The sequence below is a fragment of the Azospirillum sp. A29 genome, assembly GCF_042604625.1.
GTDB lineage: Bacteria > Pseudomonadota > Alphaproteobacteria > Azospirillales > Azospirillaceae > Azospirillum > Azospirillum palustre.
In genome coordinates, this window is the sequence record NZ_CP170461.1 from 54,187 (window position 1) to 78,549 (window position 24,363).

Consider the following 24,363-nt stretch of genomic DNA (forward strand, 5'->3'; position numbering starts at 1 on the left):
GGGGTGGAAAGCTGGGAGGAAGCCGGCTAGGGTCGATCCGGGGGCCGCACAGGTGATGGCGGCCCAGTTCCGCTTCCACTGTTCTGACTTCCGATGGCCTCGATTCAGGATGTTTTCACCCATGCCCAGCAGCTTTACGCCGCCGGGCACTTCGCCGAGGCAGCGGTGCTCGCGCGGGCGGTGTTGCGGCTGGCGCCCGATCATGCCCTCACCCGGCACATGCTCGGCACCGCCTTGTGCGCGTCCGGCCAGGGTGAGGAGGGGCTGGCCCATATCGGCATGGCCATGCTTCTTGATCCGGGCCAGCCGGTCTATGCGGTAAACCGGGCCGTCCTGCTCCATTCCCTTGGCCTCAGAGCAGATGCGGCGGCGGCGTTCCGTCGCGCCTTGCGGTTGCGGCCGGGCGATGTCCGGTTGCTCGACGGGCTGGGAAGCTGTCTGGCCGATCAGGGCCATAACCCACAAGCCCTCACTCCCCTCAAGCACCAGCTGGCGCTGGAACCCGGTATGGCGGCGGCCCACCGCAAGGTTGCCATCGTTGCCCAGCGTGCTGGCCAACTGGATGAGGCCCGGCGGGCTTATCGTCGGGCTTGGCGGTTGGGTGGAGGAGATGGGCTTTTGATGCGAGAGGCGCTGAGCTTGCCAGTCATTGCTGGTTCAGCAGCCGAAATCGAGGAAAGTCGCGCCCATTGTGCCGAGGTGCTGCGGCTGGCGCGCGAGCACAGCCTGCGCATCGACGATCCGCTGCGCGAGGTCGGTCTCACCTCCTTTTTCCTGTCCTATCATGGGTTGGACAACCGCGCCTTGAACAGCGAGCTGGCCGCCTTGTACGGGAGGGCTTGCCCCTCCTTGCTCTACACCGCCGCGCATTGCCAGGAGCCCCATGATCGGGAGTGTCGGCAGTCCGGTAGGATGGGGGACAGGGCCGGACGGCGGCTGCGCGTCGGCTTCATCTCCGACTATTTCCACAACCACACCATTGGCATGCTGAACGAGGGGCTGATCGAGCGGCTGTCGCGCGAGCGCTTCGAGGTGGTGCTGTTCCTCACGCCAGGACCGGACGACGATCTGCGACGCCATCTGCGCATGGTGGCGGATCGCGCTGTCGATATTCCGGGGGACCTCGATGCCGCGCGGCGGATCATCGCCGAGGTGCAGTTGGATGTCCTTTACTACACCGACATCGGCATGTCGCCCTTCACCTACTTCCTCGCCTTTGCCCGGCTGGCGCCGTTGCAATGCCTGAGTTGGGGGCACCCGGACACCACCGGCATTCCCACCTTGGACTGCTTCTTGAGCTGCGATGCGATGGAGCCGGAGGGTGGTGAGGCTCATTACAGCGAACGTTTGGTCCGCTTGCCTGGCCCGACCGTCTGCTACCGGCGCCCACAATTGGCCGAGCCGCGCAAGACCCGCATCGACTTCGGTTTGGCCGCCGAAAGCCGGCTCTACCTCTGTCCGCAGAGCCTGTTCAAGATTCATCCCGACTATGACGAGGCCCTGATTGCCATTTTGCGGCGGGACCGTGACGGCAGCCTCGTCTTCGTCGATCCGCGTGGCCAAGGTGCTGCCTTGGTCCGGCGGCTGGGAGCCAAGGGGCCCGATGTGGCCGGCCGCATTCGCCTGTTGCCGGGGGTGGGGGCTGCAGATTTCATCGCATTGGCCGCCGACGCCGATGTCATGCTCGACCCCTTCCATTACAGCGGCGGCAAGACAAGCTTGGAGGCCCTGGCTTTCGGCACGCCGGTGGTGACCTGGCCCGGCGCCTTCATGCGCGGCCGCCACACCTTGGGCTTCTACACGCTGATGGGGCTTGACGACTGCGTGGCGAGCGATCCGGCCGATTATGTCGACCGGGCGGTTCGGCTCGGCACCGATCCGCTGCTGCGCGCCCAGGTCCGGCGGCGCATCCTCGAGCGAAGCGGCGTCCTGTTCGACGATGAGGCGTCGATCCGGGCGATCGAACGCTTTTTTCAGGAGACGGCCTGACCGGACCGCGGCCAATTCATTGGGGCCAAGCCGTTCGGGGGGATCAGTGCGCGGGCAGCGCCGACAGGCGGTCGGCCATCCGCAGGACGCCTTGGGCCAGTCGGACGATGGCGGGAGAGCCGATGAACAGCTCGCGCAGGGCCGCCCCTTCACCCAAGCGCAGGACAAAGCCGTTCGGGTTGAAGACCACCGCGATCTTGGCGGCCTCCGACAGGACATGCTGGGTGCGGCCCTGGAACACGGCGTCCAGGATCGACCGCGCCAGTTCACGGGCGTCCTCCACGTCCAGACAGGTTATCTCCGGTCCCAGCCGGCTTTCGTTGAACAGGAAGACGCCTTCCAGCCGCACGGCGCCGCCGCCGTCCGGGGTTTCGCCTTCATGCAGGGCGATATGGGACAAGAACTTGCCGTCCGGAAACAGGACGGTGCGGTCGTCCACCTCAATGTTGATGACGAGTTTGCTCCTGGCCGACATGGGACGGGCTTTCTTTGAAAAGGCTGTTCTGGGGGTGGGGGCCAGGGTCTCAGGCGGTGGACCGGCGCGCCATTTCCGCCTCGACCAGGCCGGTGACCACGTCGGTCATGCGGCGTTCGGCGCGCCATCCCAGCAGCCGTTCCGCCTTGGCGGAGTTGCCGACGCTAAACGCGATGTCCGACGGCCGCAGCAGGTCCGGATTGCCGCTGACATGACGGCGCCAGTCCAATCCAAAACAGGAGAAGGCCTGGGCGACAAAGTCCTCCAGCCGGTTTGCCTCGCCGGTGGCGATGACGAAATCCTGGGGCTCGTCCAGGGCCAGCATGCGGGCCATGGCATCGACATATTCCGGCGCCCAGCCCCAGTCGCGGGCGATCGACAGCGTCCCCAGCTCTAAGACGTCGGTCTTGCCCTCGGCGATGTCGGCGGCGCCGCGGATGATCTTCTGCGTGACGTAGCGGGTGGGCCGCAGCGGCGATTCATGGTTGAACAGGATGCCGGAGCAGGCGAACAGGCCGTAGGCCTCGCGGTAGTTGGCGACCGCCCAGAAGGCGGCGGCCTTGCCGACGCCGTAGGGGCTGCGCGGATGGAAGGGGGTGGTCTCGTCCGCCGGCGTCTCGGTGTTGCCGAAGCACTCGCTGGAACAGGCGCTGTAGAAGCGGGTGTCCAACCTCAGGAAGCGGATCGCTTCCAGGATGTTGATGGTGCTGGAGATGGTGCTGTTGAGCGTCTCGACCGGCTGTTCGAAGGACAGCCCGACCGAGGCCTGGCTGGCGAGGTTGTAGATCTCGGTCGGGCGGACGCGGGCGATCACCTCGACCACGCTGCGGAAGTCGGTCAGCACGGAGGAGTGCAGGATCACCCGGCCGAGGATGCCGAGGTGCCGCAGGTTGGCGAAGCCCGCCATCTCCCGGTCGCGCGACGTGCCGTGGACCGCGTATCCCTTGTCCAGCAGCAGCTGGGAGAGATAAGCGCCATCCTGGCCCGAAACGCCGAAGATCAGGGCGGTCTTCGGTTCGCTTCGGGTCATTTCTCCAATGATCATGGGCGGCGCCTTGAGCGGTCACTGAGCGGACACAAGGGGGGGGGTGTCAGCGGTGATCGTCGCCGTCGGCGAGAAGGCGCATGTCGGACTCGACCATCTCCCGGACCAGATCGCGGAAAGCGGTGGTGTGGGTCCAGCCCAGCTTTTCCCGCGCCTTGGAGGGGTCGCCCAGCAGCAGGTCGACTTCCGTCGGGCGGAAATAGCGCGGGTCGATGCGCACCACCACCTTGCCGGTCTTCTGGCAGAGGCCTTCCTCCTCGACGCCCTCGCCGCGCCACTCGATGCCGCGGCCGACATGGCCGAAGGCCAGTTCGACGAACTCGCGCACGCTGTGCGTCTCGCCGGTGGCCAGCACGTAATCGTCGGCCTCATCCTGCTGCAGGATGCGCCACATGCCCTCGACATAGTCGCGCGCATGGCCCCAGTCGCGCTTGGCGTCCAGGTTGCCGAGATAGAGGCAGTCCTGTTTGCCGGCATCGATGCTGGCCACCGCCCGGGTGATCTTGCGGGTGACGAAGGTCTCGCCGCGGGTCGGGCCTTCATGGTTGAACAGGATGCCGTTGCTGGCGTGCATCCCGTAGGCCTCGCGGTAGTTCACCGTGATCCAGTAGGCATAGAGCTTGGCGGCCGCATAGGGGCTGCGCGGGTAGAAGGGCGTGGTCTCGCGCTGGGGCGTCTCCTGCACCTTGCCGTAGAGCTCGGAGGTCGAGGCCTGGTAGAAGCGTGTGGTCTTCTCCAGCCCCAAGATGCGGATCGCCTCCAAGAGGCGCAGCGTGCCGATGCCGTCGGCGTTGGCGGTGTATTCCGGCGTCTCGAAGCTCACATGCACGTGGCTCTGGGCCGCCAGATTGTAGATCTCGGTCGGCTGCACCTGCTGGACCAGGCGGATCAGGTTGGTGCTGTCGGTCAGGTCGCCGTAATGCATGAAGAAGCTGACGTCCTCCTCATGCGGGTCGCGGTAGAGATGCTCCACGCGGCCTGTGTTGAAGGACGATGACCGGCGCTTGATGCCGTGGACGATATAGCCCTTCCCCAGCAGAAGCTCGGCAAGATACGCGCCATCCTGGCCGGTGGCGCCGGTGATGAGGGCAACTTTGCGCAAAGGACCGACCCTTGATCTGTACGGCGTTGATGATTCGGGCACTATCCTCAAAGGATCCGGGCAAGGCAAGGGGCGTTGCGTCCTGGTCCCAGAGAAGGCACGGGTGCCCCCCGGCCGCGACATCGGGTCCTGGGTTAAGACTGTGAGACTATGGCGGCAGGACAAGGGAGAGGCCGGAGCGCGGCACGAACGGAGTTGAAGCGCCCAGCGCAGAACGATAGGGTGCGCGCCGAACGGGCCGGCCATCCCCGGCGGCCCCGGTTGGGGGCGACCGCGGGGCCGGGGCCGGGGGCCGAACAGCACGGATCGTCATGGCTACCGTTGCCGAAGCATTGCAGATCGCCGTTGGGCTTCAGCGTGCCGACCGCCTGGACGAGGCGCGCGCGGTTTATCTGCGCATTCTGGAGGTCGACTCCCGCAATGCTCATGCCCTGCATCTGCTGGGGCTGATCGAGCGGCGCCAGGGCCGGCGGGACAAGGCGCTGGAGCTGATCCGTGCCGCTCTCGCCATCGCGCCGGAGATGGCGGACGCCGCCTGCAACCTCGGCAGCACCCTGTCCGAACTCGGCCAGGTCGATGCCGCCGCCGCCGCGTACCGCCGGGCGATCCAGTTCGATCCATCGCTGGAAGGGGCGCATCTGGCGCTTGCCTCCCTGCTGGGCGGGCGTGGCGGGCCGCGCGACTGGGCGACGGCCGCCGTGGCGTACCGCCGCGTGCTGCGGCTGAACCCGTACCGGTCCGAAAGCTATCACGACCTCGGCATCGCCCTGCGCCAGGACGGGGCGGTGGAGGAGGCGCAGGCAAGCCAGCGAAAGGCGCTCGCCCTCAATCCGGGCTTTGCCGGCGCCCACATGAATCTGGGCAATCTGCTGGTCGAGATCGGCCGGCTCGACGAGGCCCTGACCTGCTTCCGCCGGGCGCTGCTGGTCCAGCCGGGGCAGGGGAGCGCTCTCTACAATCAGGGCAATGCCCAGCACGCCGCAGGATTGGCCGATGCGGCGATCGACAGTTACGTCGGTGCGGCGCGTGCCGGCCTCCCCCTCGCATTGACCCGTCTGGCCGACGTGCTGACCGGCCTTGGCCGTGACCACGAGGCGGAGCAGGTGCTGCGGCTGGCGCTGACCAGTTCGGGCAGCGACGTGCCCGGTGCCATCGACATGTTGTCGGCTCTGCTGGCGCGCCAGGGGCGGTATGAGGAGGCCCGGCGCTTCTTCGCCGCCTACCGCTATCCCCATGCCGCCGATCGCAACGCCTTTCGCATTGAATGCCTGACTGCCGTCGCCGAGAATTGGCTGGCCGCCGGCGAGGTCGACCGCGCGGTGGAGGTGCTGGCCGGCGTGCACGGCCATGGCAGCCGTTTCTTCACCGTGAAGTCGATCGCCGGGCTGCAGCAGTCCCTGGCCCGGCGGGGCTTGCGGCTGGACCGTCCGGCCAACCCCGATCCGTCCCAGCCGCGCATCTGTTCGTCCACGCTGGCGACCCATGGCCGCTTCGCCCACAATGTGCTGGAATATGTGCTGCTGCGGCTCTATGCCGAGACATTCGGCTACCGGCTGGAGACGCCGGATTGGGTCGGCGGCCATTACTTCGACCTCGACGATCCCAAGCCCTCGGGCGGGCTGAAGCCGATGCATTTCGGCCGGCGCATCCTGAACGACTTGGTGACCGGGCGGCGCGACGACCCCAGGGCGGACGTCGACATCCTCTCACCGCTGTTCCTGTTCGAGTACCGTGAGGTGTGGCGCGAGCGGGTGCAATCCTGGCTGCGACCACGGCCCGAATGGCTGGGCCATGTCGATCCGGTGATGCAGGCGTTGAAGGCCCGCGGCAACACGGTGGTTGCCCTGCACATCCGTCGCGGCGACTTCGTCTGGTTCCGCTACACCATCACCGAAACCTCCTGGTACGTCGACTGGCTGAGGGCGTTGTGGCCGACACTGGACCGGCCGGTGCTCTACATCGCCACCGATGACCCGGCGACCATCGCCGACTTCGCGGAGTTCGCGCCCGTCTCCCTCACCGATCTGGCGACGGACGGAGCGGTGGAGCCGTGGACAGGGCTGGAGTTCCTGCAGGACTTCCATGTGCTGATGAACGCCGACGTCCTGGGCGTCAGCGCCCAGAGCGGCTACAGCCAGCTGGCGGCGTTGCTGAACCGCAACGCCCGCCTGTTCGTCGAACCGGATGCCGCGGCGCAGCGGATCAAGGCGTATTCCCCCTGGACGGTTTCGGCCAGCACCCCTTAAGACCACCACCATCACGACCAATGCGACGCCCTCGAAAGGGCGGGAGGGCAGCCCCATGGATCTCGCGACCAAGGAATTCTACGACGACTTCTGGCCCCGTTTCGTGCCGATCTACGACGAGACCAAGAAGTACATGCTGGAGACGCTGACCGAGCGGCAGGTCGGCCGGGCGCTGGACGCCGGCTGCGGCCACGGCATCTGCTCGGTCATCCTGTCGGAAATGGCGGAACAGGTGGTGTCGGTCGACGTCTCGTCGGACAGCCTCGCCACCGCCCGCCAGCAGGCCCAGCGCTTCGGCCGCGACAACATCGAGTTCCACCACCAGGACCTTCAGGAACTGGACACCGGCCTCGGTCCGTTCGATCTGGTCTGGTGCTGGGGTGTCGCGATGATGGCGCCCGACCCGATGAAGGTGATGCGCAACCTGATGGCCGTCACCAAGCCGGGCGGCACCGTCTATCTCGGCCTCTACCTGAAGACCTGGCTGTCGCCGGTGCATGAGGGCGTGCGCCATTTCTGCCGCGCCTACATGGACACGCCCTACCGGCGCAAGCTGGTCGGCGGCTTCTTCACCGGCCTGACCAAGGTCGCCTGCGCGCTGAAGGGGCAGGAGATCAACCGCCGCGCCGACAACGTGTCGATCCAGGCCCAGGTCGAGGACTGGTACTATCCGCCCTACAAGACCTTCTATTCGATCGAGGAGATCGTGGCGCTGTTCGAGCGCAACGGCTTCAAGGCGGACTGCATCCAGGACCGTCTGGGCCGGATGAAAAGCGCCACGATCTTCGTGATCCGGGCGACGAAGAATGCCTGAGGCGGCGGCGGGGCGGCAGGACGGGACGGCTCCTCCCGACCGGGAGGAGCTGGGCCGGCTGTTGTCCCGCGGCTACATCGACAGCGGTTTCATCGGCGGCGTCACCCGCGTGCCGGTCGCCGACGTCGTCCGCGACATGCTGTCGGAGGCGCGCGCCGACGAACAGGTGGCGGAGCTGCGGCGCGCCGCCGCGGCCGCCGGCGTCGATGCCGACAGGGCCCGCATCCTGGAGGTCGGGTCCGGCTGCGGCATGACCGTGGTGCGCGGGCGCACCGCCCATGGGCTGGATATCCACGGCATCGAACCCAGCATGGGCGAATACAGCTCCACGCTGGACGTTTGTCGCCGGCTGATCGACCATTACGGCCTGCCGGCCGACGCGGTGCAGGACGCCACCGGCGAGGCGATCCCCTTCCCGGACGCCAGTTTCGACATCGTCTATTCCTCCAACGTGCTGGAGCATGTCGGCGACCCGGCGGCGGTGCTGGACGAGGCCTTGCGCGTGCTGAAGCCGGGCGGGCTGCTGCTGGTCGTCGTGCCCAACTACGGCTCCTGGTGGGAGGGGCATTACGGCATCCTGTGGCTGCCGGGGATGTCGGCCGGGCTGGCCAAGCTCTATGTTCGGCTGTTCGGCCGCGACCCGGCTTACGTCGACACCCTCAACCTGATCGACCGCCCCTGGTTCGAGCGCTGGCTCGGCCGCCATCCCGGCAGGCTGGAGGTGCTGGATTGGGGCTGGAGCGTCTTCGAGCAGCGCCTGCGCACGCTGGGCTTCGGCGACTGGGCGGCTCTGTCGGTTGCCAAGCGCATCGTCACCTTTGTCCACCGCTCTGGCCTGCTGGAGCCGGCGATCTGGCTGGCGCGGCGCCTGCACTGGGAAACCCCGATCATCTTCGCGGCGCGCAAGCGGTGAGCGGGGCGGGCAGCCGTCCCGCTCACCGCGCCATCCCCCCGGCCCCTTACCCCGCCGGCAGCAGATTCGGGGATCGGCCGTCCGCCTTCGCCGCCGCGGCGCGGGTCAGGTCGCGGGCGATGCGGGCCATCGGACCGGACCAGTCCCACTGGCGCTCCTGACGGTAAATCCGCAGCGAGGGATACCAGATGCTCGTCTCAGCATCATTCATCCAGCGCCAGTCCATCCGGTAGGGAACAGGCATCCAGGCCGGAACGCCCAGGGCACCGGCGACATGCAGGACGGCGCTGTCAATGGCGACCACCAGGTCCAGGGTCTGCATTGCTGCGGCCTTTTCGACAAAGGCGTCCGGTCCGGCATCGGTGTCCGGTCCCAGCTGGTGGAAGAGGGCGGCGTCGGCGTCGGACAGGCGTTTGGCCGGGTTGTCCTGCTTGTGCAGATCCACCAGCCGGAGACCGGGGATCGCGGCCAGCGGGCGTATGAGGTCCATGGGGATCGACCGCTTGAGGTCGGCGCCCCGGTGCTCGTCACCGTTGGTCCAGCAGATGCCGACCCGCAAGCCCTGCAATCCGGCCAACCGCTCCGTCCAGCGCCGCACCCGGTCCGGCTCGGCCGACAGATAGGGGCGATTCGGCACGCTGTCGGCTGTCGATCCCAGAAGATGGGGCAGGCTGAGGAACATCGCCCGGCCGCGGGCGGCGGGAAGCCTTTCCGGGTTGAAGACGACGTTGCCGGGGGTGGAGACGCTCGACAGCAGGCGGCGGATCGGCGGCGGGCAGATCACGGCGACCTCCCCGCAGATGCGGGCGACCTGCGGGACGAAGCGGACGAACTGGATCATGTCGCCCCAGCCGCCTTCGCCGACCAGGATCACCGCGTCGTCGGGCAGCGGGCGGCCGTCCCAAACGGGAATCGGGCTGGCCTCGGTGCGGAACCAGATGTTGTTCTTGCGCGCTTCCATATCGGCCATGCCGCCAACAAAGTCGCCGAGCCGCATCCGGTTGACGCCGGCGATGTGGCGGGCATCGCTGATCTCGGGCTGCACCCGGAGGGCGCGACGGGCAAAGGTCAGGGCCTCTGTCGCCCGCGCCAATTCCTCAAGGACCAGCGCCATCTGCAGATTGGCCACCCCATGGTCAGGATGGAGCATCAGCGCATAGCGGGCTTGGCTCAGCGCCTCGTTCAAATCAGCCGCCTGGGAGGAGGTGTTTACCAGCGCTTCGCTCAGCAGGATACGGGCGTCCTGGTGGTCCGGTCGCAGCGTGGTGGCGCTGCGCAACGGCATCAGCGCCTTGCCCGCCTGGCCTTGGCGCATCAATGAGATGCCCAGCGCGCACAGCGCCTCTGCGTCGGCCGGGTCCAGCATCACCAACTGCCGAAGCAGCCTTTGGCTGCCGACATGGTCATCGCCGGCTTGCAAGGTGCGGCGCAGGTTGTGCCGGGCGCCCTGCAGGTACGGCTCTACATGCAGAGACCGCCGCATCAGGGGGATCGCGCAGTCCGTCCGGTTCAGCCGTTTCTCGACCAGCCCCAGCAGATGAAGGCCGTCGGGGTGGGCCGGGTCGACGCTGAGCAGGAGACGGTAAAGCCGCCGGGCCTCCTCCACCCTGTCGCTCTGGTGCGCACCGACGGCGCGGATGAGGATCTGCTGCGCAACGGACATGGGGCTGGAACTCGCAGGGGCACGGAAAGAGGTGCGGCTTTTATGGGGAACGCCGAGGTCCGAATGCAATCACCGTCAGTCAGTCTGCCACCCGCTTTTCCAAAACCACCTGAGGGAAGGGGGACAGCAAGCTGCGTTGGATGGTTCCACCCTGACGACAGCCGATGTCGTGCCACTTCTGCGACAGTGCAGCTCCCGTGACATGCATCACCTCGATACGTTGAGGCAGGGCTCCTGGCGAGACGAAGACACCCTCCTCGCGATCCCAATGTGGGAGCTGCGAACTGCACACCCAGTTGAACTCCGCTGGAAGACGCGCAGCCGTAAGTTTTTGATTGTAGATTAGGAAATTCAAGGAGGCTTGGTCGCAGTTCACAAAGCGGGCACGTGTCATGGCGTCACCCATTTCTCGGCTCCATTCACTCCACAGTGGGCTTTCAGCGCGGGCCGCAAAGACGCCTGCATTATGAACGGGGAGCATGCTCAGGATTTCACCGGTCTCTTTGCCGTAGCAGGACTGATAAATATAGCGATGGCTGGCACGGGCCGCGTCGTTCGGACGGTAGAGATACTCGAACGTGTGGTGAAGTTCCGGTACGATCGCCACGTCAGCATGCTCTGCCGCCGTCAAGAAGGTGAGGGCCACCCTGTCCGACTGTATCCAGGTGTCGGCATCCATCCACATGTAATGGCTGTAACCGGGGAACATTGTGGGTAGGAAAGGACGTGCCGTTAAGCATTTCATATGTTGCGGCAATTTTTCAAGATTGAAAATGTTCATGAATGAGAATCCCCATCCAACTTCTGCGGATTTCACCCCAATATTTTCCAGTTTTTCCTTTTGCTCCAATGAGAGTCCGGCATCGACTACAACACAGTCGATTTGGCGAGTTTTCTCAAAATATTTAAGTGATTTCAGAAAGCTCCACAGAACCTCAAAATACTGCTGATCGGATCCTGTGACGATCAATGGGTTCATATCAGGTGTCATGAAGCTGTACTCTCTTCAGCACGGGCCGCTTTGGGGCGGTTTGCATGACCCCCCCGCCGCGCGGCGACCCGGTTGTGACCAGCTGTCGGGATCCCCAGGTTGGGTTCTCCGTCAGCGCCCAGGCTGGTAAAGGGTGATCATTGACAGCCACTCCAACGCTCTGTTTTCCCAACGATAACTGGCAATGAAGGCTTGGCGCTGACGCCGGAGCGAGGTCTTGAGTTCCGTGCCGTCACCGTCGCGCCACTGCTTGATCTTGGCGATCAGGGCGGCGGTGAAGGCCGCTTCGAAGCTGTTGTCCCCCTTGCCGTAGGGGACCATGGTGGCGAAGCCAGCCGTGCTTTCCGGAAGCGCGCCGCGGTCCGTGCAGACGAGGCTGCAGCCGGCGGCAAGTGCCTCGATGGGGGCGATGCCCGAGGTTTCCTCAAAGGCGGTGGGGTAGGCGACGATTGCGGTGTCCAGCAGCCGCTCGGTCAAACGGGCATGAGACAGCGGGCCGCGATAGTCAACGCCCTCCATGGCCGTGCCGCTGAGCAGGCGGTGGAAGGGGTCGTCCGCCTGGGCGATGCCATAGATCGACTGGCCGGAATAGATGGCCAGCGTCACGGCCGGGCATTCGGCCCGCACCGCCGGCCACAGCTTCAGCAGCGTCTCCAGCCCGCGGGTCGGCGCCGAGACGTAGGCCACCTCCAGTGCCGCCCGTTTGGTCTCGAACAGCGCCGCCTCGTCGTCACGCTGCCGCACAACAAAGGGATTGCAGGCATTGCGGATCACATGGCACCGCTCCGCCGGGATGGTGTCCTTGAACGTCTCCAGGAAGACCCGCTTTTGCCATTCGCTGACGAACACGATGCCGTCGGCGGAACGCGCATGGTCGGTGTCCAGATAATGGGCCAGGCACTTCAGGTCGTGGAACCACACGTCGTGCTGGATATGAACCCACAGGAAGGTCGGCACGGAGGGGAGAAACCGCTTCACCGCGGTCACGTTGTCGGCGTTGTTGCTGACGATGATCGCGTCGGTTCCGGTCAGGTCGCCAGCGGTCACCTTGGTGCAATCGACGATTTTGACTCCGCTGCGGCGTGTATCCGGGTCGCTGGAGATGGCGAGCACGACCTCGTGCCCCTCGGCGGCGAGGCAGTCGGACAAATAGATCAGCGACGAGGCGATCCCGCCCATGCCTTCCGTTTCGCTGTAGGCATCGCTCGCCTTCGTCACGCGGGAGTCGATGAGGAGGAGCTTCATGGGTCGAAATGCCTTATTTCGAAAGGGCGACGGGCTGCAAGGGGGGCCGAGGGCCGGTCCAGGAGTTATAGGCCGCCTGCCCGCCGGTTTCATAGCGTCTGCATCCACCGCATGAGGGGGCGCATGACGGGCGCGCCATGACCCGGAGTTCACCGCCGCAAGCTCCGGCGTTCAGGCCGGAGATAGGCGCAGATGCGCGTCCGCGCCGACGTCAGGTTCAGCCGGGAGTGCGCTGTTGCTCGATGTACTGGCGGATGATGCTGATCGGGGCCCCGCCGCAAGACGAAGCGAAGTAGCTGGGCGACCACAGGACGCCCTTCCAGTAGCGGTGAACCAAGGCCGGATGGTTCTGGCGCAGGCGGCGGCTGGACACGCCTTTGAGGCTGTTCACCAGCGTCGAGACCGCCACTTTTGGCGGGTAGTTCACGAGGAGGTGCACATGGTCGTCCTCACCATCCATCTCGATGAGTTCAGCGCCGAAGTCGGCGCACACCGACGCGAAAATGGTGCGGGCCTCGTCGAGCACGGCTTTGGTGAACACGCGGCGGCGGTACTTGGTTACGAAGACCAAGTGAACGTGCATGGCAAAAACACAATGGCGACCGCGCCTGAAGTCACTTTCATCTGTCATAGGCCAATGTTATGCTGCCGCTCATGATCGACCGCAAGGCCGTCCTGTTCCGCCTCTACCCGACGCCTGAGCAAGCCGCTCAAATGGCACAGATCGCGGGGGCGTGCCGGTTCGTCTACAACCTCGCGCTGGAGCAGCGCCGGGATTGGTATCGCCCCGGCCGGACGTTCAATTTCGCCAGCCAATGCCGCGAGGTCACGCTGTTGCGGGCCGAGGTGGAGTGGCTGAAGGCGGTGCCGGTCCACACTCTGCAACAGGCGTTGCGCGATCTTGAGCGGGCTTATCAGAACTGGTGGGCCGGCCGGGCCAAGGCACCTACCCCGCGCCGGAAGGGGCTGAACGACAGCTTCCGCTTTCCCGATCCTGTCTCACTGCTGGTTGAGCGCACCGGCACCTCGTCGGGCCGCGTGAAGCTCCCCAAGCTGGGTTGGGTCCGCCTGCGCGGCTGGATGGCACTGCCGGGCGATATTCGCAACATCACGGTATCGCGCCGTGCCGGGCACTGGTTCGCCGCCGTGCAGTGCGAACGCGAGGTTGCCGAACCCGTCCCATCCGCCCTGCCAGCGGTCGGGATCGACCTCGGCGTGGCGGTGTTCGCCGCGCTCAGCGACGGCACCGGCATCGCCCCGGTCAACCACGGCCAAAAGGCGCTGCGGGCGCTACGCAAGGCTCAGCGGGCCTTGGCGCGGAAGAAGCACGGATCGGCCAACCGCCGCAAGGCGGTGCGCCGGATCGCGCGCATTCAGATGCGGGTGGCGAACGCCCGCAAGGACTTTCTCCACAAGCACAGCACGATCATCGCCAAGAACCACGGTGTGGTCGTTGTGGAGGCGTTGCCGGTGCGGAGCCTGTCTGCGTCGGCGAAGGGCACGGTCGCGGAGCCGGGCCGCCGGGTCCGGCAGAAGGCGGGACTGAACCGGGCCATTCTCGATCAGGGATGGGGCTTGTTCCGCACCATGCTGGCCTACAAGTTGGCCGATCGCGGCGGCAGGCTGGTCGAGGTGCCTGCCGCCTACACCAGCCAGACCTGCGCCTGTTGCGGCCATGTCGATGCGGCCAACCGGACGAGCCAAGCCGTCTTCGTGTGCGTGCGTTGTGGCCACAGGGCCAACGCCGACACCAACGCGGCGACCAATATTCTACGGCGCGCGGACGGCGCGTTGAAGCCTGTGGAGGGGCACCGCACCAAGCGGCCCGATGAAGCAGGAACCAGCCGGAGGGCCGCATGATGCAGCTCACCGGAACCTCCGCCCTTCAGGGCGGAGAGGATGTCAGCGGCGCTTCATGTTGAAAAGGCGGGCGGACTGTCCGAGATTGGCCCCCTCTCATCCTCAACCCTCCGCCGTGACGGTCGGGGGCGACACCCTCCGCAAACGTCAGGCCGATCGATGCGTCAGCGCCTTCAGTTCACCGCCCCGGGTCAGTTCGAGACCCTGCTGCGGCAGTGCGTCCACCGCCTGTCCGTCGATCCGGCCGATGCCAACCAGTGGTTCATCCTGGCCCAGGGGCTGGAAGGCGTCAGGCGGGACGGGCAGGCGCTTCGCCTTGCCCGCCGGGCGATGGCTCTTCTTCCTGGCCAACCCGTGCTGCTGCGCTTTGTCGGGGCGCTGTTCAAGCGCCTCAACCGGCTCGACGAGGCGAAGGACTGCTATGGCGAGATTGCCCGCCTTCTGCCCGGCGATGAGGAAGCCCTGAGCGAACTGGCCGACATCGACAGCCGGCAGCGCATTCTGAACGCGCCCCTGCGCGTCCGGGCGGAGCCGAAGGGGACGCCGTCCGCTCCGATCACCGTCAACCTGCTGTACAAATGGTGGGACCAGCCCTGGCTGCGCCAGACGCCCGGCGGCACCGGGCGCTGGGGGAACCACCAGTTCGTCGCCAACCAGCAGGAAGGACGGTCGGACTGGGTGGTGGTCTACGAGGATCTGGACGGGCCGAGGACGGTGACCTGCCGGCAGGGGAACCTCGTCCTGGCAACCGGGGAACCGCCGTCCCTCTCCCGCTACAGCCGCGGCTACCTGGACCAGTTCGATCTGGTCGTCACCTCCCATGAGGACCTGGTCCATCCCCGTGTCCTGCTGTCCCAGGTTCCGCTGCCCTGGCACATCGGGCTGTCCAATGCGGAGGCGTGGTCCGGATCGGGACCCATCGACTATGACCTGCTGTCCGGCGTAACCGGGCTGGACAAGGCCTTCGCCGTCTCCGCCATCGTGTCGGACAAGACGCTCACCGAGGGGCATGTCGTCCGGGCGGAGTTCCTGCGGCGGCTGAAGGCCCTGATGGGCGACACGCTTCATCTGTACGGCCGGGGCCATTGCGAGGTCGCCACCAAATGGGCGGCGATCGCCCCCTACAAATTTCACCTGTGCATGGAGAATTACCAGAGCAACCATTACTGGACGGAGAAGCTTTCCGACGCCTATCTCGGCTGGTCGATCCCGATCTATCACGGGTTCACCAAGGTCAAAGAGGCCTTCGATCCCTCGACCTTCTGCCAGATCGACATTCAAGATCCGGACGCCACATACCGGCGGATCATGGACTTCATGGAAAAGCACCGGGACACCGACGTGTCAGCCCTGCTGGCGCGGCAGCGTGCCGCCGTTTTGAACGGCCACAACATGTTCAACCGCCTGGCCGAGATCTGTGCCGATGCAACGGGAACCACTTGGCGTCAGGTGACCCTGCATCCCGAGGTCTCCTTCCGGAAAGGCCGCTGAGGGTTCCAATCGCCGTGGAACCAAGGTGACCGGACCCAGGCCGGTCCGGAGCAGGCCAGCTGGGCTCGATTGACCGAGCAAATTGGCCTGTGCTATGCCGCCGAAAAGGGCCGGGAGCCGAGCAAGGCGCCGTTTTCTTCGCCCAAGCGCCTCTTTCCCCTTCTTTTTTCCCGCTCAAGGCCACGTCATGGGACATGTTACCGACCGCGCCATCGAACTGTACAAGGCCGGGCGCCGGGACGAGGCGCTGTCTCTGGCCTGGCAGGTTCTGCGCGACAATCCCGCCGACTGCGACGCCCTGAGCCTGGCAGGCGCTGTCCTGTTCCAGACCGACCGGCTGGACGAGGCGGAGCAGGTGCTGCGCCGGCTGCTGGACCATCATCCGCCGTTCGCGCAAGGTCACGTCAATCTGGCGGTGGTGTTGCTGGCGCGCGGAGCCCAGCGGGAGGCCACCGGCCATCTGCGCATCGCCTGCCTGCTGATGCCCGGCGACGCAGAGGTGCAGGGCCGGCTCGGCGCCCTCCTGCACGGGTTCGGTGACTACGTCGCGGCCACGCGCCATATGGACCATGCCGCCCGGCTGTGCCCGACGGACCCCGACCGGCAGGTCCCGCTGGCGGTGACCCTGCTGTCGCACTCCGCCTATGCTCGGGCGGTCGAGGTGCTGGCGCCGGTGGTGGCACGGACCCCTGACCATGCCGATGCCCGCAACCATCTGGCTGCAGCCTGGCTGTCGCTCGGCCGCCCGGATCTGACGGAAGAGACCCTGCTGGCAGCGGCGCACAGCCCCTCCGGGGGCAAACCGACGATCGGGCAGCCCGAGGTCATGCTGGCCCGCGCCCGGCTCTACCGCCGGGTCGCCGCCGACGCCCATCGGCCCCACACGCCCGACGGGCTGCTGGTCCGGGCTCCTTTCTCCGTGCTGTCGGGCTACGGCGACTTCGCCCAGCATTTTGTGCGCAGCCTGATGGAATACGGGACGACCCTGCGGCTGGCCGGGCTGTTGGGCGAGGACAGCTGGCGCCCGGCCTTCACCGACCCAATCCTACAGGCGGCGACCCGGCGCCTCGGCGATCCGGTGCGGGCGCGGCTGGCGCTCAGCGTGCTGACCCCGCCGCTGGTGGAGCCGATCCCCGGCCTGCCGACAGTCAACTACACCATGTTCGAGGGACCGCGCATCCCAGATGCCTGGGCCGCCTGCAACCGGGACCATGAGCTGGTCGTCGTGCCGACCGACTCCTCGCGGCTGGCCTGGATCGCCGCCGGCCATCCGGAGGACCGCATCCGCGTCTGCCCGCCCGGCATCGCTCCCCATCCGGCCGATGCGTCGGCGTTGCCGTTTGCTGTCGCCGGTCCGCGCGGACGAAGCGTGATGGATTACCGGGTGCGGGTCCTCAACATTTCCGATTTTGTCGCCCGCAAGAATCTCGACGGGCTGCTGCGGGTCTGGCTGCGCGCCACCCGCCCCGACGACGACGCCATCCTGATTCTGAAGGTGGGCAAGGGCGGGTCGGCGCTCTCCGGCGAGGCCCGCCGTCTGGTTGACCAATGCATCCAGGCCACCGGCCGCCGGCTGGAGGACGCCGCGCCGGTCGCCCTGCTGACCGACCGCTACGACGAGGCGGCGATCGCCGGCATCTATGCCATGGCGACCCACTATCTCAGCCTGTCGCACGGCGAGGGGTGGGACCTGCCGATCACCCGCGCAGGCTGCCTGGGGGCCGGGCTGATCGCGCCCCGGCACAGCGCCTACACCGCTTATCTGAACGACCGCGTCGCCCACCTGATCCCCTGCACCACCGGTCCGGCGTTGATGCCCTACAGCACCGACTATTACCCACCCTTCCACGGGCTGGACTGGTGGCACCCGGACGAGGATGCCGCGGCCGACATCCTGGCCCGCGTCATCCGCGACCCCGAGGGCGAGCGACGCGACGCGAGCCGCCATTTGACGGACAGCTTCACCTGGGACGCCGCCGCCCGCCGTCTGCTCGATGCGCTGGATGGGGTGGGGCGCTAATCTTCAAGCACGAAGCGGCGGCCGTGCAGGACGACGCTGGGGCGGAGCCCTTCCTGCCCGACGCCGCGCAGGGCCCGGATGCGGCGCTCCAACTCCTGCGCACCAATGTCCGGCGGCAGGGTGCGCAGCGCATCGAGCGCCTTTGCCGTGCAGCGGCGGCTGTGGTCCCAGGCAAGCTCCGTGCGGGGCAGCGGCCGGTCGGTCGCCGCCAGTTGCGGCGCCAGCATTACGAACAGCTGGACCAACGCCGTATGGGCTTGGTCGATCAGCCAGACCGGGTCGGGATCGGCGGGCAGAGCGAAGCCGAGCGCACCGACGATCGGGCCGGCATCCACCCGCTCCACCATCTCGTGGGCGGTGACCCCATACTGCGTCGCCCCGTCATAAAGCGCAAAGGCGACAGGGTAGCGGCCGGGATAGGCGGGCGGGGCGGGGTGGAAATTGTAGGACGGACCCGACACCCGCCGGAGCAGCTCGGCCGGCACCACACAGTTGGTCCGGAAGGCGACGAGGCGGTCGACCTGCCCGCATGCCGCCATCGCGGCTTCCAGCTGGGGCCGGTCGGCCGCCGTCACCACGGTCAGGTCAGGGTTGGCGCCGGCGAGGATGGCGGCGAGATGGCGTGCATCGTCCGGCTGGCACAGCAGGATCAGGGTGGCGGGCATAGCCGGACTCCCTCCTTCAAAAATCCCGCCCCCCCTTACTGCGTGGCGTCGACGAACGCCTCGGCGAAGGCGCGCCAGGTGCGCTCGGTGCGAATGAAGGCCTTGGCGCGGGCGGCGCGCGCCTTGGCGGCGGCCCGGTCGGCGTAGAGCCGCTCCAGCGCCTCCACCAGCTCATCGACCGAGGATTCGCCCCAGCCGAAGCGGCTGCCGTCACGGTCGGCGACGGGGACCTGATGGTCCAGCGTCAGGCACAGGTCGTCGCCCTGGGTCTTGCTCTTCAGCAGGTCGCGATGGCCGGTGTTGTTGGACAGCACCACCGGCACGCCGCAGGCCATCGCCTCCATGGCGACGAGGTTGGTCGCCCCCTCGCAGCGGTTGGGAAAGAGGGCGGCGTGGCAGTCGGCCAGGATGCCGGCGATCTGGTGGCGGCCGAGGAAGCCCAGATCGAGGAAGCCCTCCTCATCGGCGCCGTTCTCCATCGCCCAGCTTTTCACGTCGATCATGTTGTTGGGCAGGACCCGGGGCGGCCTCGGCGCCAGCGGCGATTCCGCCATGGTCATGCCGACCTCCGGCCAGGCGTTCTGCCAGGCGGTGACCAGCAGCGCGTCGGGATGGCGCTGACGGAAACGCCGGAAGGCGGCCAACACGATGTCCTGGCCCTTGCGGAACTCCAGCTTGCCGCCGGAAAAGACGACGAAGCGGTCGCCGAAGCGGCCGCTTGGGCTCGCCTCCACCATCTCGGTCGGATCGATGCCTTGGAAGGCGAGGCCGACATTGTCGAAGCCCCAGATTTCCAGAAGCTGCTTGTTGTAGGTGGAATGCACAACGATGCGGTCGTACTGCCGGGCGCGGGCCATCACCTCGGGCGTGAAGCGGGTTTCTTCATAGGCGATGACGCCGATGTTGCGCCGGCCGCGGAAGCGCATCGACGGGCCGCCGGCGGTGAAGCCGTTGCCCAGCGCGTGCAGGACATCGAACTCCTTCAGCAGCAGCATGTGGCCCTTGGCGTTGTCGGCCATGGCGGCGACCTGATGGTAGGGCGCCTCCAGCGGCTGCAGCGTCGCGCGGTTCTCCGGGCGCAGGGTGCCCATCAGCGGCTTTTCCAGCAGCAGCGGCGGCCGTCCGACGTCGGCGAGGTAGAGGGCGGTGTGGACACCCACCAGTCCCCAGCCGTGGACCTCCGTGAGCTGCCAGGTGAAAGCCAAGTTCGGAATCATAATGAGAACCTTCATTCTGGCCGCCCGCACCGGCGGTCCCTATCGGCTGCTGCCGGGCGGCGGCCCGACGAGCGGGCGGACGATCCCGCGCCGGGCCGGCGCTTGTCAAGTCGGGCGGAGCGGGCTGGATTCCCAGCCTGCCCGGTGCTACGACAGCGGCAGCTTTTCATAGCGGCATGGGGCGCAAGGGTGCGGACGGAATCGCTTTTCTCCCTGGAGGGCAAACGGGTCTGGGTGGCCGGGCATCGCGGCATGGCGGGAGCCGCCATCGTCCGCCGTCTGGAGCGCGAACCCTGCGACCTGCTCACCGTCGGCCGCGACCGCGTCGACCTGCGCCGCCAGGAGCAAGTCGAGGACTGGATGGCCGAGGCGAAGCCGGATGTGGTCTTCGTCACCGCCGCCACCGTCGGCGGCATCCTCGCCAACTCCACCCGGCCGGCGGAGTTCCTCTACGACAATCTGGCGATCGAAACCAACATCATCCACGGCGCCTACCGGACGGGCGTGAAGAAGCTGGTCTTCTTAGGGTCGTCTTGCATCTATCCCCGGCTGGCCGAGCAGCCGATGCGCGAGGACGCCCTGCTGACCGGCGCGCTGGAGCCGACCAACGAGTGGTACGCCATCGCCAAGATCGCCGGCATCAAGATGTGCCAGGCCTACCGGCGCCAGTATGGCTGCGACTTCATCTCGGCGATGCCGACCAACCTCTATGGCCTGAACGACAATTTCGACCTGCAGGGGGGGCATGTCGCCGCAGCCCTGTTGGCCAAGATCCACCGTGCCAAGGTCGAGGGGCTGCCCTTCGTCGAGCTGTGGGGGACGGGAGCGCCCAAGCGCGAGTTCCTGTTCGTCGACGATCTGGCCGACGGTCTGGTCTTCCTGGCCCAGCAGTATTCGGACGAGCCGCACGTCAATGTCGGCACCGGGATCGAGCTGTCGATCCGCGAGCTGGCCGAGCTGATCCGCGACGTCGTCGGCTATGAGGGCGCGTTCCGGTACGACACCTCCAAACCGGACGGCAGCCCGCGCAAGCTGATGGACGTCAGCCGGATGACTGAGATGGGCTGGACCGCCCCCACGTCCTTGCGCGAGGGCTTCGCCGCCACCTACCGCTGGTTCCTGGAAGCCGTCGACCGCGGGGAGCTGCGCGGTCTCTAATCGGGATCGGGCCAGCAGATTTCAGGGACGCTGGCTTCAGGGCAGCGGGACCTGGACCTGCTCCTCCGGCCAGCCGGCGGCCACGTCGGCCGGCTGACCGGAGGAGCAGGTTAGGGAAATGGCCGGCGCGGATTGCGGTGCTGGCCGGGATCAGCTTGGGCAGCGATCCGTCGTGGTTCAGCAGGACGGTGGCATAGCCGAACTCGTCCATCAGGCCGCGCAGCCCGGCCTGCGAGCCGCCCATTCATGCCGGTTGTGTCGTTCATGGTTAAAGCAGCGTTTTCCGTCAGCTCAGCGCCGCCTCCAGCCCAGCTGCGGCGATCAGACCGGCGCGATAGCGGTAGAACTGCTCCCGCTGTTGAGGGGACGGGCTGAACGTCCGCGCCGCCTCGACCCGATCCAGGATCAAGGTGCGAGCCGATGGATCGGCCATCGTCCCGGAGAAGATCGCGTCGGTCCATTCCTGGGTTCCGCAGTAGAGCAGCCCGAGTCCGTCGCACCGGTGCATGTAATTGTCGCGGAAGACCGTGGGATCAACCGTGTTGGCATAATGGTCGACACCGGAAACAGCGAAACTTTGGCCGGATGTGACCTCTTCGCGGACCAGCATGGCCTTGCCGGTATAATGGGGGCGTCCGATCAGGAAGTAATTTTGCAAGACCCAGAAATAGAGCGCCATATATTGCCAGTATACATCGCTGAACACGTTGTAGCGGATAACGCTGGCGCGGTTCGGCTGCCCGCCATAGGTCAAGTGCAGGACATCGCCATAGTCTTCCAGCAGGGGGAAGTGGCGGAAGAACGGGTAGCAGTAGCGCCGGATTTCGGCAGAGGATGGGACGTGGGGCAGGCGCTGGTCCGGCCGGTCCAGGAAGAAGTTGTTCAGCTCGAACGACATGTCGAAGTTGCAGAGCTGCATGGCGTCATGGCGGGTCGCCAGGAACAGCAAGTCGTTCACGCAAAAGGGGGAGGTCGCCTCGAACTGCGGCACCCAGACCCGGCGTTCAAAGATGAAGGGATCGCGGGAGGGGGGCGGCGCGTCCATCAGGCGTTGGGCGAGCGCCGGCAGGGCGTCCAGATCGAACAGGACGTCCGGCCGGATCTTCAACACCAGCGCGTCAGTGGGCAGGACCCGCAGGGCGCCGTATAGCAGCGTCATCTGGTGGAAATAGCTGTGCGGCACCGTCACGCCGGACGGCGGGTTCACCCCGACCACCTGGATGCCCGGATGCTGGAACCGCTCGAACAGCGATGCGTGGGCCTCGATCTCGCTGGGCCACGTGGCGATTGTTGCGCCTGCGACCTGACCGCGCTCGATGAGGCCGACGACTTGGCGCAGCGACAGCTCGAACAGCTGCGGCGTGCGGATTTGCCCGCAGAAGGCAATGTGAAGTGCGCTCATCCTGCTCCTCTGGTCCGCGCGTCAGGCTCCGGTGATGAAGTCGGACAGCCGCCCGACATTGCGAGGGATGTTCACCGCCTCGGCGGACGGGTAGGGGTTGGACGGGGCGAAGTCGTTGACCAGCACCCGCGGGCCGTGGTGGCAGCCCATCACCAGCGCATGCCAGGACAATCCGGCTTCGCGCAGCACCGCCTCGACCTTGGCACGCAGCTCTTCCGGGCGGGCGGTCACGAAGACGAACTGGGCCCCTTCAGACTGGAGGCGGCGCAGGGAGTCTACGTTCTCGGCGATCGGCTCGTCGGGGTCGGTCCAATAGGGCGGGAAATACTGCCCCTTGTTCTTGACGACGACCCCGTCAAAGTCGAGGAAGAAGGTGCGCATGCGCCGCTGGAGGTCGGTCCATTCGCGCAAGGTGCCGGCATCGACCAGCCCCTCCACCTCCACGCCCAAGAAAACCGAGCCGTCCAGAACCGCCTGAGAGATCAGATGTGAAATGAAGATCTCACTGTTGCGGTCGTTGTGCATCAACAGTTCGAAGATGTCGCAATATTGCTTGGCCGAGTTCCAGACATAGCCGCCAACACTGATGAAATTGGATTCGACTGATTTCTCCCAGATGTTGACGACGATGCCCTGTTCATTCAGGGAGACGAAGCTTTTGCCGGCGACGTTGGTGACGCCAGGGTTGTGCCGCAGATCGGCCATGCAGACGAAGTTGCTGCCCTCCGGGGCAGCTGGCAGCGAGAACCAGCTGTCGGAATCCTTGATGATGACGGGCCCGTCGACCCCGGCGCGCCGGATCATCTCGTAAGCGGTTTCGGCCGGACCGCGTGTCACCTCATCAAAGACGACGATCTCCACATCCTCGCCCAGCGCCCGGTGGATCCCGGCGGTGGCGGCATATCGCTCCTCATGCTCGCGCAAAATGCCGACGACCACCCGGTGGCGGGCGATGCCCTCCAGCGAGTCCAGCGCCCGGCGCAACATCAGCGCGCCGTCGGGCGTCGACAGCATCCATTTCGGCCGCATGTTGGGATAACGGCTTGACCGTCCGGCGGCCGGGAGGAGGATGGTGTATCCGCTCATGGGAAGGTCGCGTCCTTGTCGATGTCTCGGATGCGCCGGAGTACGAAGGCGAGGACCTCGTCCGACCGGCAGTAGGGGACAATACGGAAAAGCTGGAACTGGGTCAGCACCGGCAACCGTTCACGCAGATCGGGCCAAAAAGGATGGGTGTGGCCGTGCAGCAATGCGGCCAGCTTGGCGGCGGCAATGCGCAGGCTGCGGCCACGCGGGCCCGAGCGTTGGTCGTCCGGCAAGGTGCGCAGGAACCAGTGGCCGTGCAGGTCCTGGTGCAGCTTGGCGACGTCGAGCCAGCAGGAGTTCAGCGGCCCGTCAAGAAAATCGATGAAGCAGAGGCTGCCGTCCGAACGCCGCAGCACATTCTCCACCGTCATGTCGCCATGCCCCTTGGACGCGGGGATGCCGCTCCAGTCATGGGCGGCGAGGCGAGCGGCGGTCTCGCTGATCGCTTCCCGCCTCCCACCCAGGTCGGTGCCGCCCTCCAGGCAGGGCGGGACGGCGGCGGCGATGGCGGCAATCTTGTCCAGGAACAGGCCGGCGGGCAAGCAGCCGGACGCGGTCGCTGCCAGTCCGCGCAAGGTGGCGGCAAGCGAACGGGCAACCACGTCGAACAAGGCGGTGTCGCCATGCTCCAGCACGTCCCCCAGACTCTGGCCCCGCACATACTCCATATCGAAGCAATAGCGTCCGGCCAGCTCGCCGCTCTCCAGCAGCCCCTCCGTCAGCACCGCCGGGCAGGGCAGGCCCAATGCCGCCATCTCGCCTTGCTTGTGCCGCTGGTCGCGCAGCCGGGTGTCGTAGCCGGCGGAGCCGGAGATCTTGCGCACCCGATGGGTGTCGCAATCGCGCTCACGCAGCAGCAGCAGACGGCAGCCGGAATGCCCGTGCAGCTCCTTCACCAGGATCAGCCGGCCATCGTCGTCCGGCAGAGCCAAGCCGGCGGCGGCGGTATCGGCATCGGCCGTCCCCACCCTGTCTCCCGAC

Annotated in this window: 20 protein-coding genes; 8 read left to right on the plus strand and 12 right to left on the minus strand. The window is 66.6% G+C overall.

The window, feature by feature from the left end; genetic code table 11:
• Positions 1–93: 93 nt before the first annotated feature.
• Complete coding sequence (locus ABNQ38_RS06100; protein ID WP_377806254.1) at positions 94–1,989, plus strand: hypothetical protein; 1,896 nt, start codon at positions 94–96, stop codon at positions 1,987–1,989.
• Positions 1,990–2,032: 43 nt separating this feature from the next.
• Here ABNQ38_RS06100 and ABNQ38_RS06105 read toward each other — a convergent pair whose 3' ends face one another.
• From ABNQ38_RS06105 to gmd, 3 genes are all read right to left on the minus strand, one after another.
• Complete coding sequence (locus tag ABNQ38_RS06105; RefSeq protein WP_377806255.1) at positions 2,033–2,464, minus strand: hypothetical protein; 432 nt, start codon at positions 2,462–2,464, stop codon at positions 2,033–2,035.
• A gap of 49 nt (positions 2,465–2,513) precedes the next feature.
• Positions 2,514–3,494, minus strand: coding sequence for a GDP-mannose 4,6-dehydratase (locus ABNQ38_RS06110; protein WP_377806256.1), 981 nt, complete (start codon positions 3,492–3,494; stop codon positions 2,514–2,516).
• Between the two features lie 61 nt (positions 3,495–3,555).
• A complete protein-coding gene (gene gmd / locus ABNQ38_RS06115; RefSeq protein ID WP_377806257.1) occupies positions 3,556–4,611 on the minus strand; it encodes a GDP-mannose 4,6-dehydratase in 1,056 nt (351 codons plus the stop codon).
• Between the two features lie 311 nt (positions 4,612–4,922).
• On the opposite strand from gmd, the gene ABNQ38_RS06120 reads away from it, so the two are divergent.
• Genes ABNQ38_RS06120 through ABNQ38_RS06130 form a run of 3 tightly spaced genes read left to right on the plus strand, consistent with a single transcriptional unit; the run spans position 4,923 to position 8,584 of the window.
• Positions 4,923–6,857: a tetratricopeptide repeat protein gene (locus tag ABNQ38_RS06120; protein WP_377806258.1), complete on the plus strand. Its 1,935-nt coding sequence runs from the start codon at positions 4,923–4,925 to the stop codon at positions 6,855–6,857.
• Positions 6,858–6,912: 55 nt separating this feature from the next.
• Entirely contained in the window at positions 6,913–7,671 is a 759-nt protein-coding gene (locus tag ABNQ38_RS06125) for a class I SAM-dependent methyltransferase (protein ID WP_377806259.1), read from the plus strand.
• On the plus strand, positions 7,664–8,584 hold the full coding sequence (locus ABNQ38_RS06130) for a class I SAM-dependent methyltransferase (RefSeq protein ID WP_377806260.1): 921 nt from the start codon (positions 7,664–7,666) through the stop codon (positions 8,582–8,584). Before ABNQ38_RS06125 ends, ABNQ38_RS06130 begins: the two co-directional genes overlap by 8 nt.
• Before the next feature lie 46 nt (positions 8,585–8,630).
• Here ABNQ38_RS06130 and ABNQ38_RS06135 read toward each other — a convergent pair whose 3' ends face one another.
• From ABNQ38_RS06135 to tnpA, 4 genes are all read right to left on the minus strand, one after another.
• Positions 8,631–10,247 carry a hypothetical protein gene (locus ABNQ38_RS06135; protein ID WP_377806261.1) on the minus strand — a complete coding sequence of 539 codons (1,617 nt, stop codon included), beginning with the start codon at positions 10,245–10,247 and terminating at the stop codon, positions 8,631–8,633.
• A 79-nt stretch (positions 10,248–10,326) separates the two neighbouring features.
• A complete protein-coding gene (locus ABNQ38_RS06140) occupies positions 10,327–11,238 on the minus strand; it encodes a glycosyltransferase (RefSeq protein WP_377806262.1) in 912 nt (303 codons plus the stop codon).
• Positions 11,239–11,349: 111 nt separating this feature from the next.
• Entirely contained in the window at positions 11,350–12,483 is a 1,134-nt protein-coding gene (locus ABNQ38_RS06145; protein ID WP_377806263.1) for a glycosyltransferase family 4 protein, read from the minus strand.
• Between the two features lie 217 nt (positions 12,484–12,700).
• Positions 12,701–13,114: an IS200/IS605 family transposase gene (gene tnpA, locus ABNQ38_RS06150; protein ID WP_377806264.1), complete on the minus strand. Its 414-nt coding sequence runs from the start codon at positions 13,112–13,114 to the stop codon at positions 12,701–12,703.
• Positions 13,115–13,137: 23 nt separating this feature from the next.
• Between tnpA and ABNQ38_RS06155 the strand changes: the two genes are divergently transcribed.
• From ABNQ38_RS06155 to ABNQ38_RS06165, 3 genes are all read left to right on the plus strand, one after another.
• Complete coding sequence (locus ABNQ38_RS06155; protein ID WP_377806265.1) at positions 13,138–14,343, plus strand: RNA-guided endonuclease InsQ/TnpB family protein; 1,206 nt, start codon at positions 13,138–13,140, stop codon at positions 14,341–14,343.
• Between the two features lie 159 nt (positions 14,344–14,502).
• Positions 14,503–15,834, plus strand: a complete 1,332-nt coding sequence (locus ABNQ38_RS06160) for a glycosyltransferase family 10 domain-containing protein (RefSeq protein WP_377806266.1) — start codon at positions 14,503–14,505, stop codon at positions 15,832–15,834.
• Positions 15,835–16,021: 187 nt separating this feature from the next.
• Positions 16,022–17,854 (plus strand): tetratricopeptide repeat protein, encoded by a 1,833-nt coding sequence (locus ABNQ38_RS06165; protein WP_377806267.1) that lies wholly within the window; start codon positions 16,022–16,024, stop codon positions 17,852–17,854.
• Here the strand turns inward: ABNQ38_RS06165 and ABNQ38_RS06170 are convergent.
• The gene (locus ABNQ38_RS06170; protein ID WP_377806268.1) at positions 17,851–18,519 is read right to left on the minus strand and encodes a formyltransferase family protein; all 669 of its coding nucleotides are present in this window, start codon (positions 18,517–18,519) and stop codon (positions 17,851–17,853) included. The genes ABNQ38_RS06165 and ABNQ38_RS06170 overlap by 4 nt on opposite strands.
• 35 nt (positions 18,520–18,554) lie before the next feature.
• Positions 18,555–19,751, minus strand: a complete 1,197-nt coding sequence (locus ABNQ38_RS06175; RefSeq protein ID WP_377806269.1) for a glycosyltransferase family 4 protein — start codon at positions 19,749–19,751, stop codon at positions 18,555–18,557.
• Positions 19,752–19,925: 174 nt separating this feature from the next.
• Here ABNQ38_RS06175 and ABNQ38_RS06180 point away from each other — a divergent pair, with 174 nt between their 5' ends.
• A complete protein-coding gene (locus ABNQ38_RS06180; RefSeq protein WP_377806270.1) occupies positions 19,926–20,894 on the plus strand; it encodes a GDP-L-fucose synthase family protein in 969 nt (322 codons plus the stop codon).
• Between the two features lie 286 nt (positions 20,895–21,180).
• Here ABNQ38_RS06180 and ABNQ38_RS06185 read toward each other — a convergent pair whose 3' ends face one another.
• Genes ABNQ38_RS06185 through ABNQ38_RS06195 form a run of 3 tightly spaced genes read right to left on the minus strand, consistent with a single transcriptional unit; the run spans position 21,181 to position 24,350 of the window.
• The gene (locus ABNQ38_RS06185; RefSeq protein WP_377806271.1) at positions 21,181–22,296 is read right to left on the minus strand and encodes a hypothetical protein; all 1,116 of its coding nucleotides are present in this window, start codon (positions 22,294–22,296) and stop codon (positions 21,181–21,183) included.
• A gap of 21 nt (positions 22,297–22,317) precedes the next feature.
• On the minus strand, positions 22,318–23,382 hold the full coding sequence (locus ABNQ38_RS06190; protein ID WP_377806272.1) for a hypothetical protein: 1,065 nt from the start codon (positions 23,380–23,382) through the stop codon (positions 22,318–22,320).
• The gene (locus ABNQ38_RS06195) at positions 23,379–24,350 is read right to left on the minus strand and encodes a hypothetical protein (RefSeq protein WP_377806273.1); all 972 of its coding nucleotides are present in this window, start codon (positions 24,348–24,350) and stop codon (positions 23,379–23,381) included. The genes ABNQ38_RS06190 and ABNQ38_RS06195 overlap by 4 nt, the downstream gene beginning before the upstream one ends.
• Positions 24,351–24,363 lie beyond the last annotated feature (13 nt).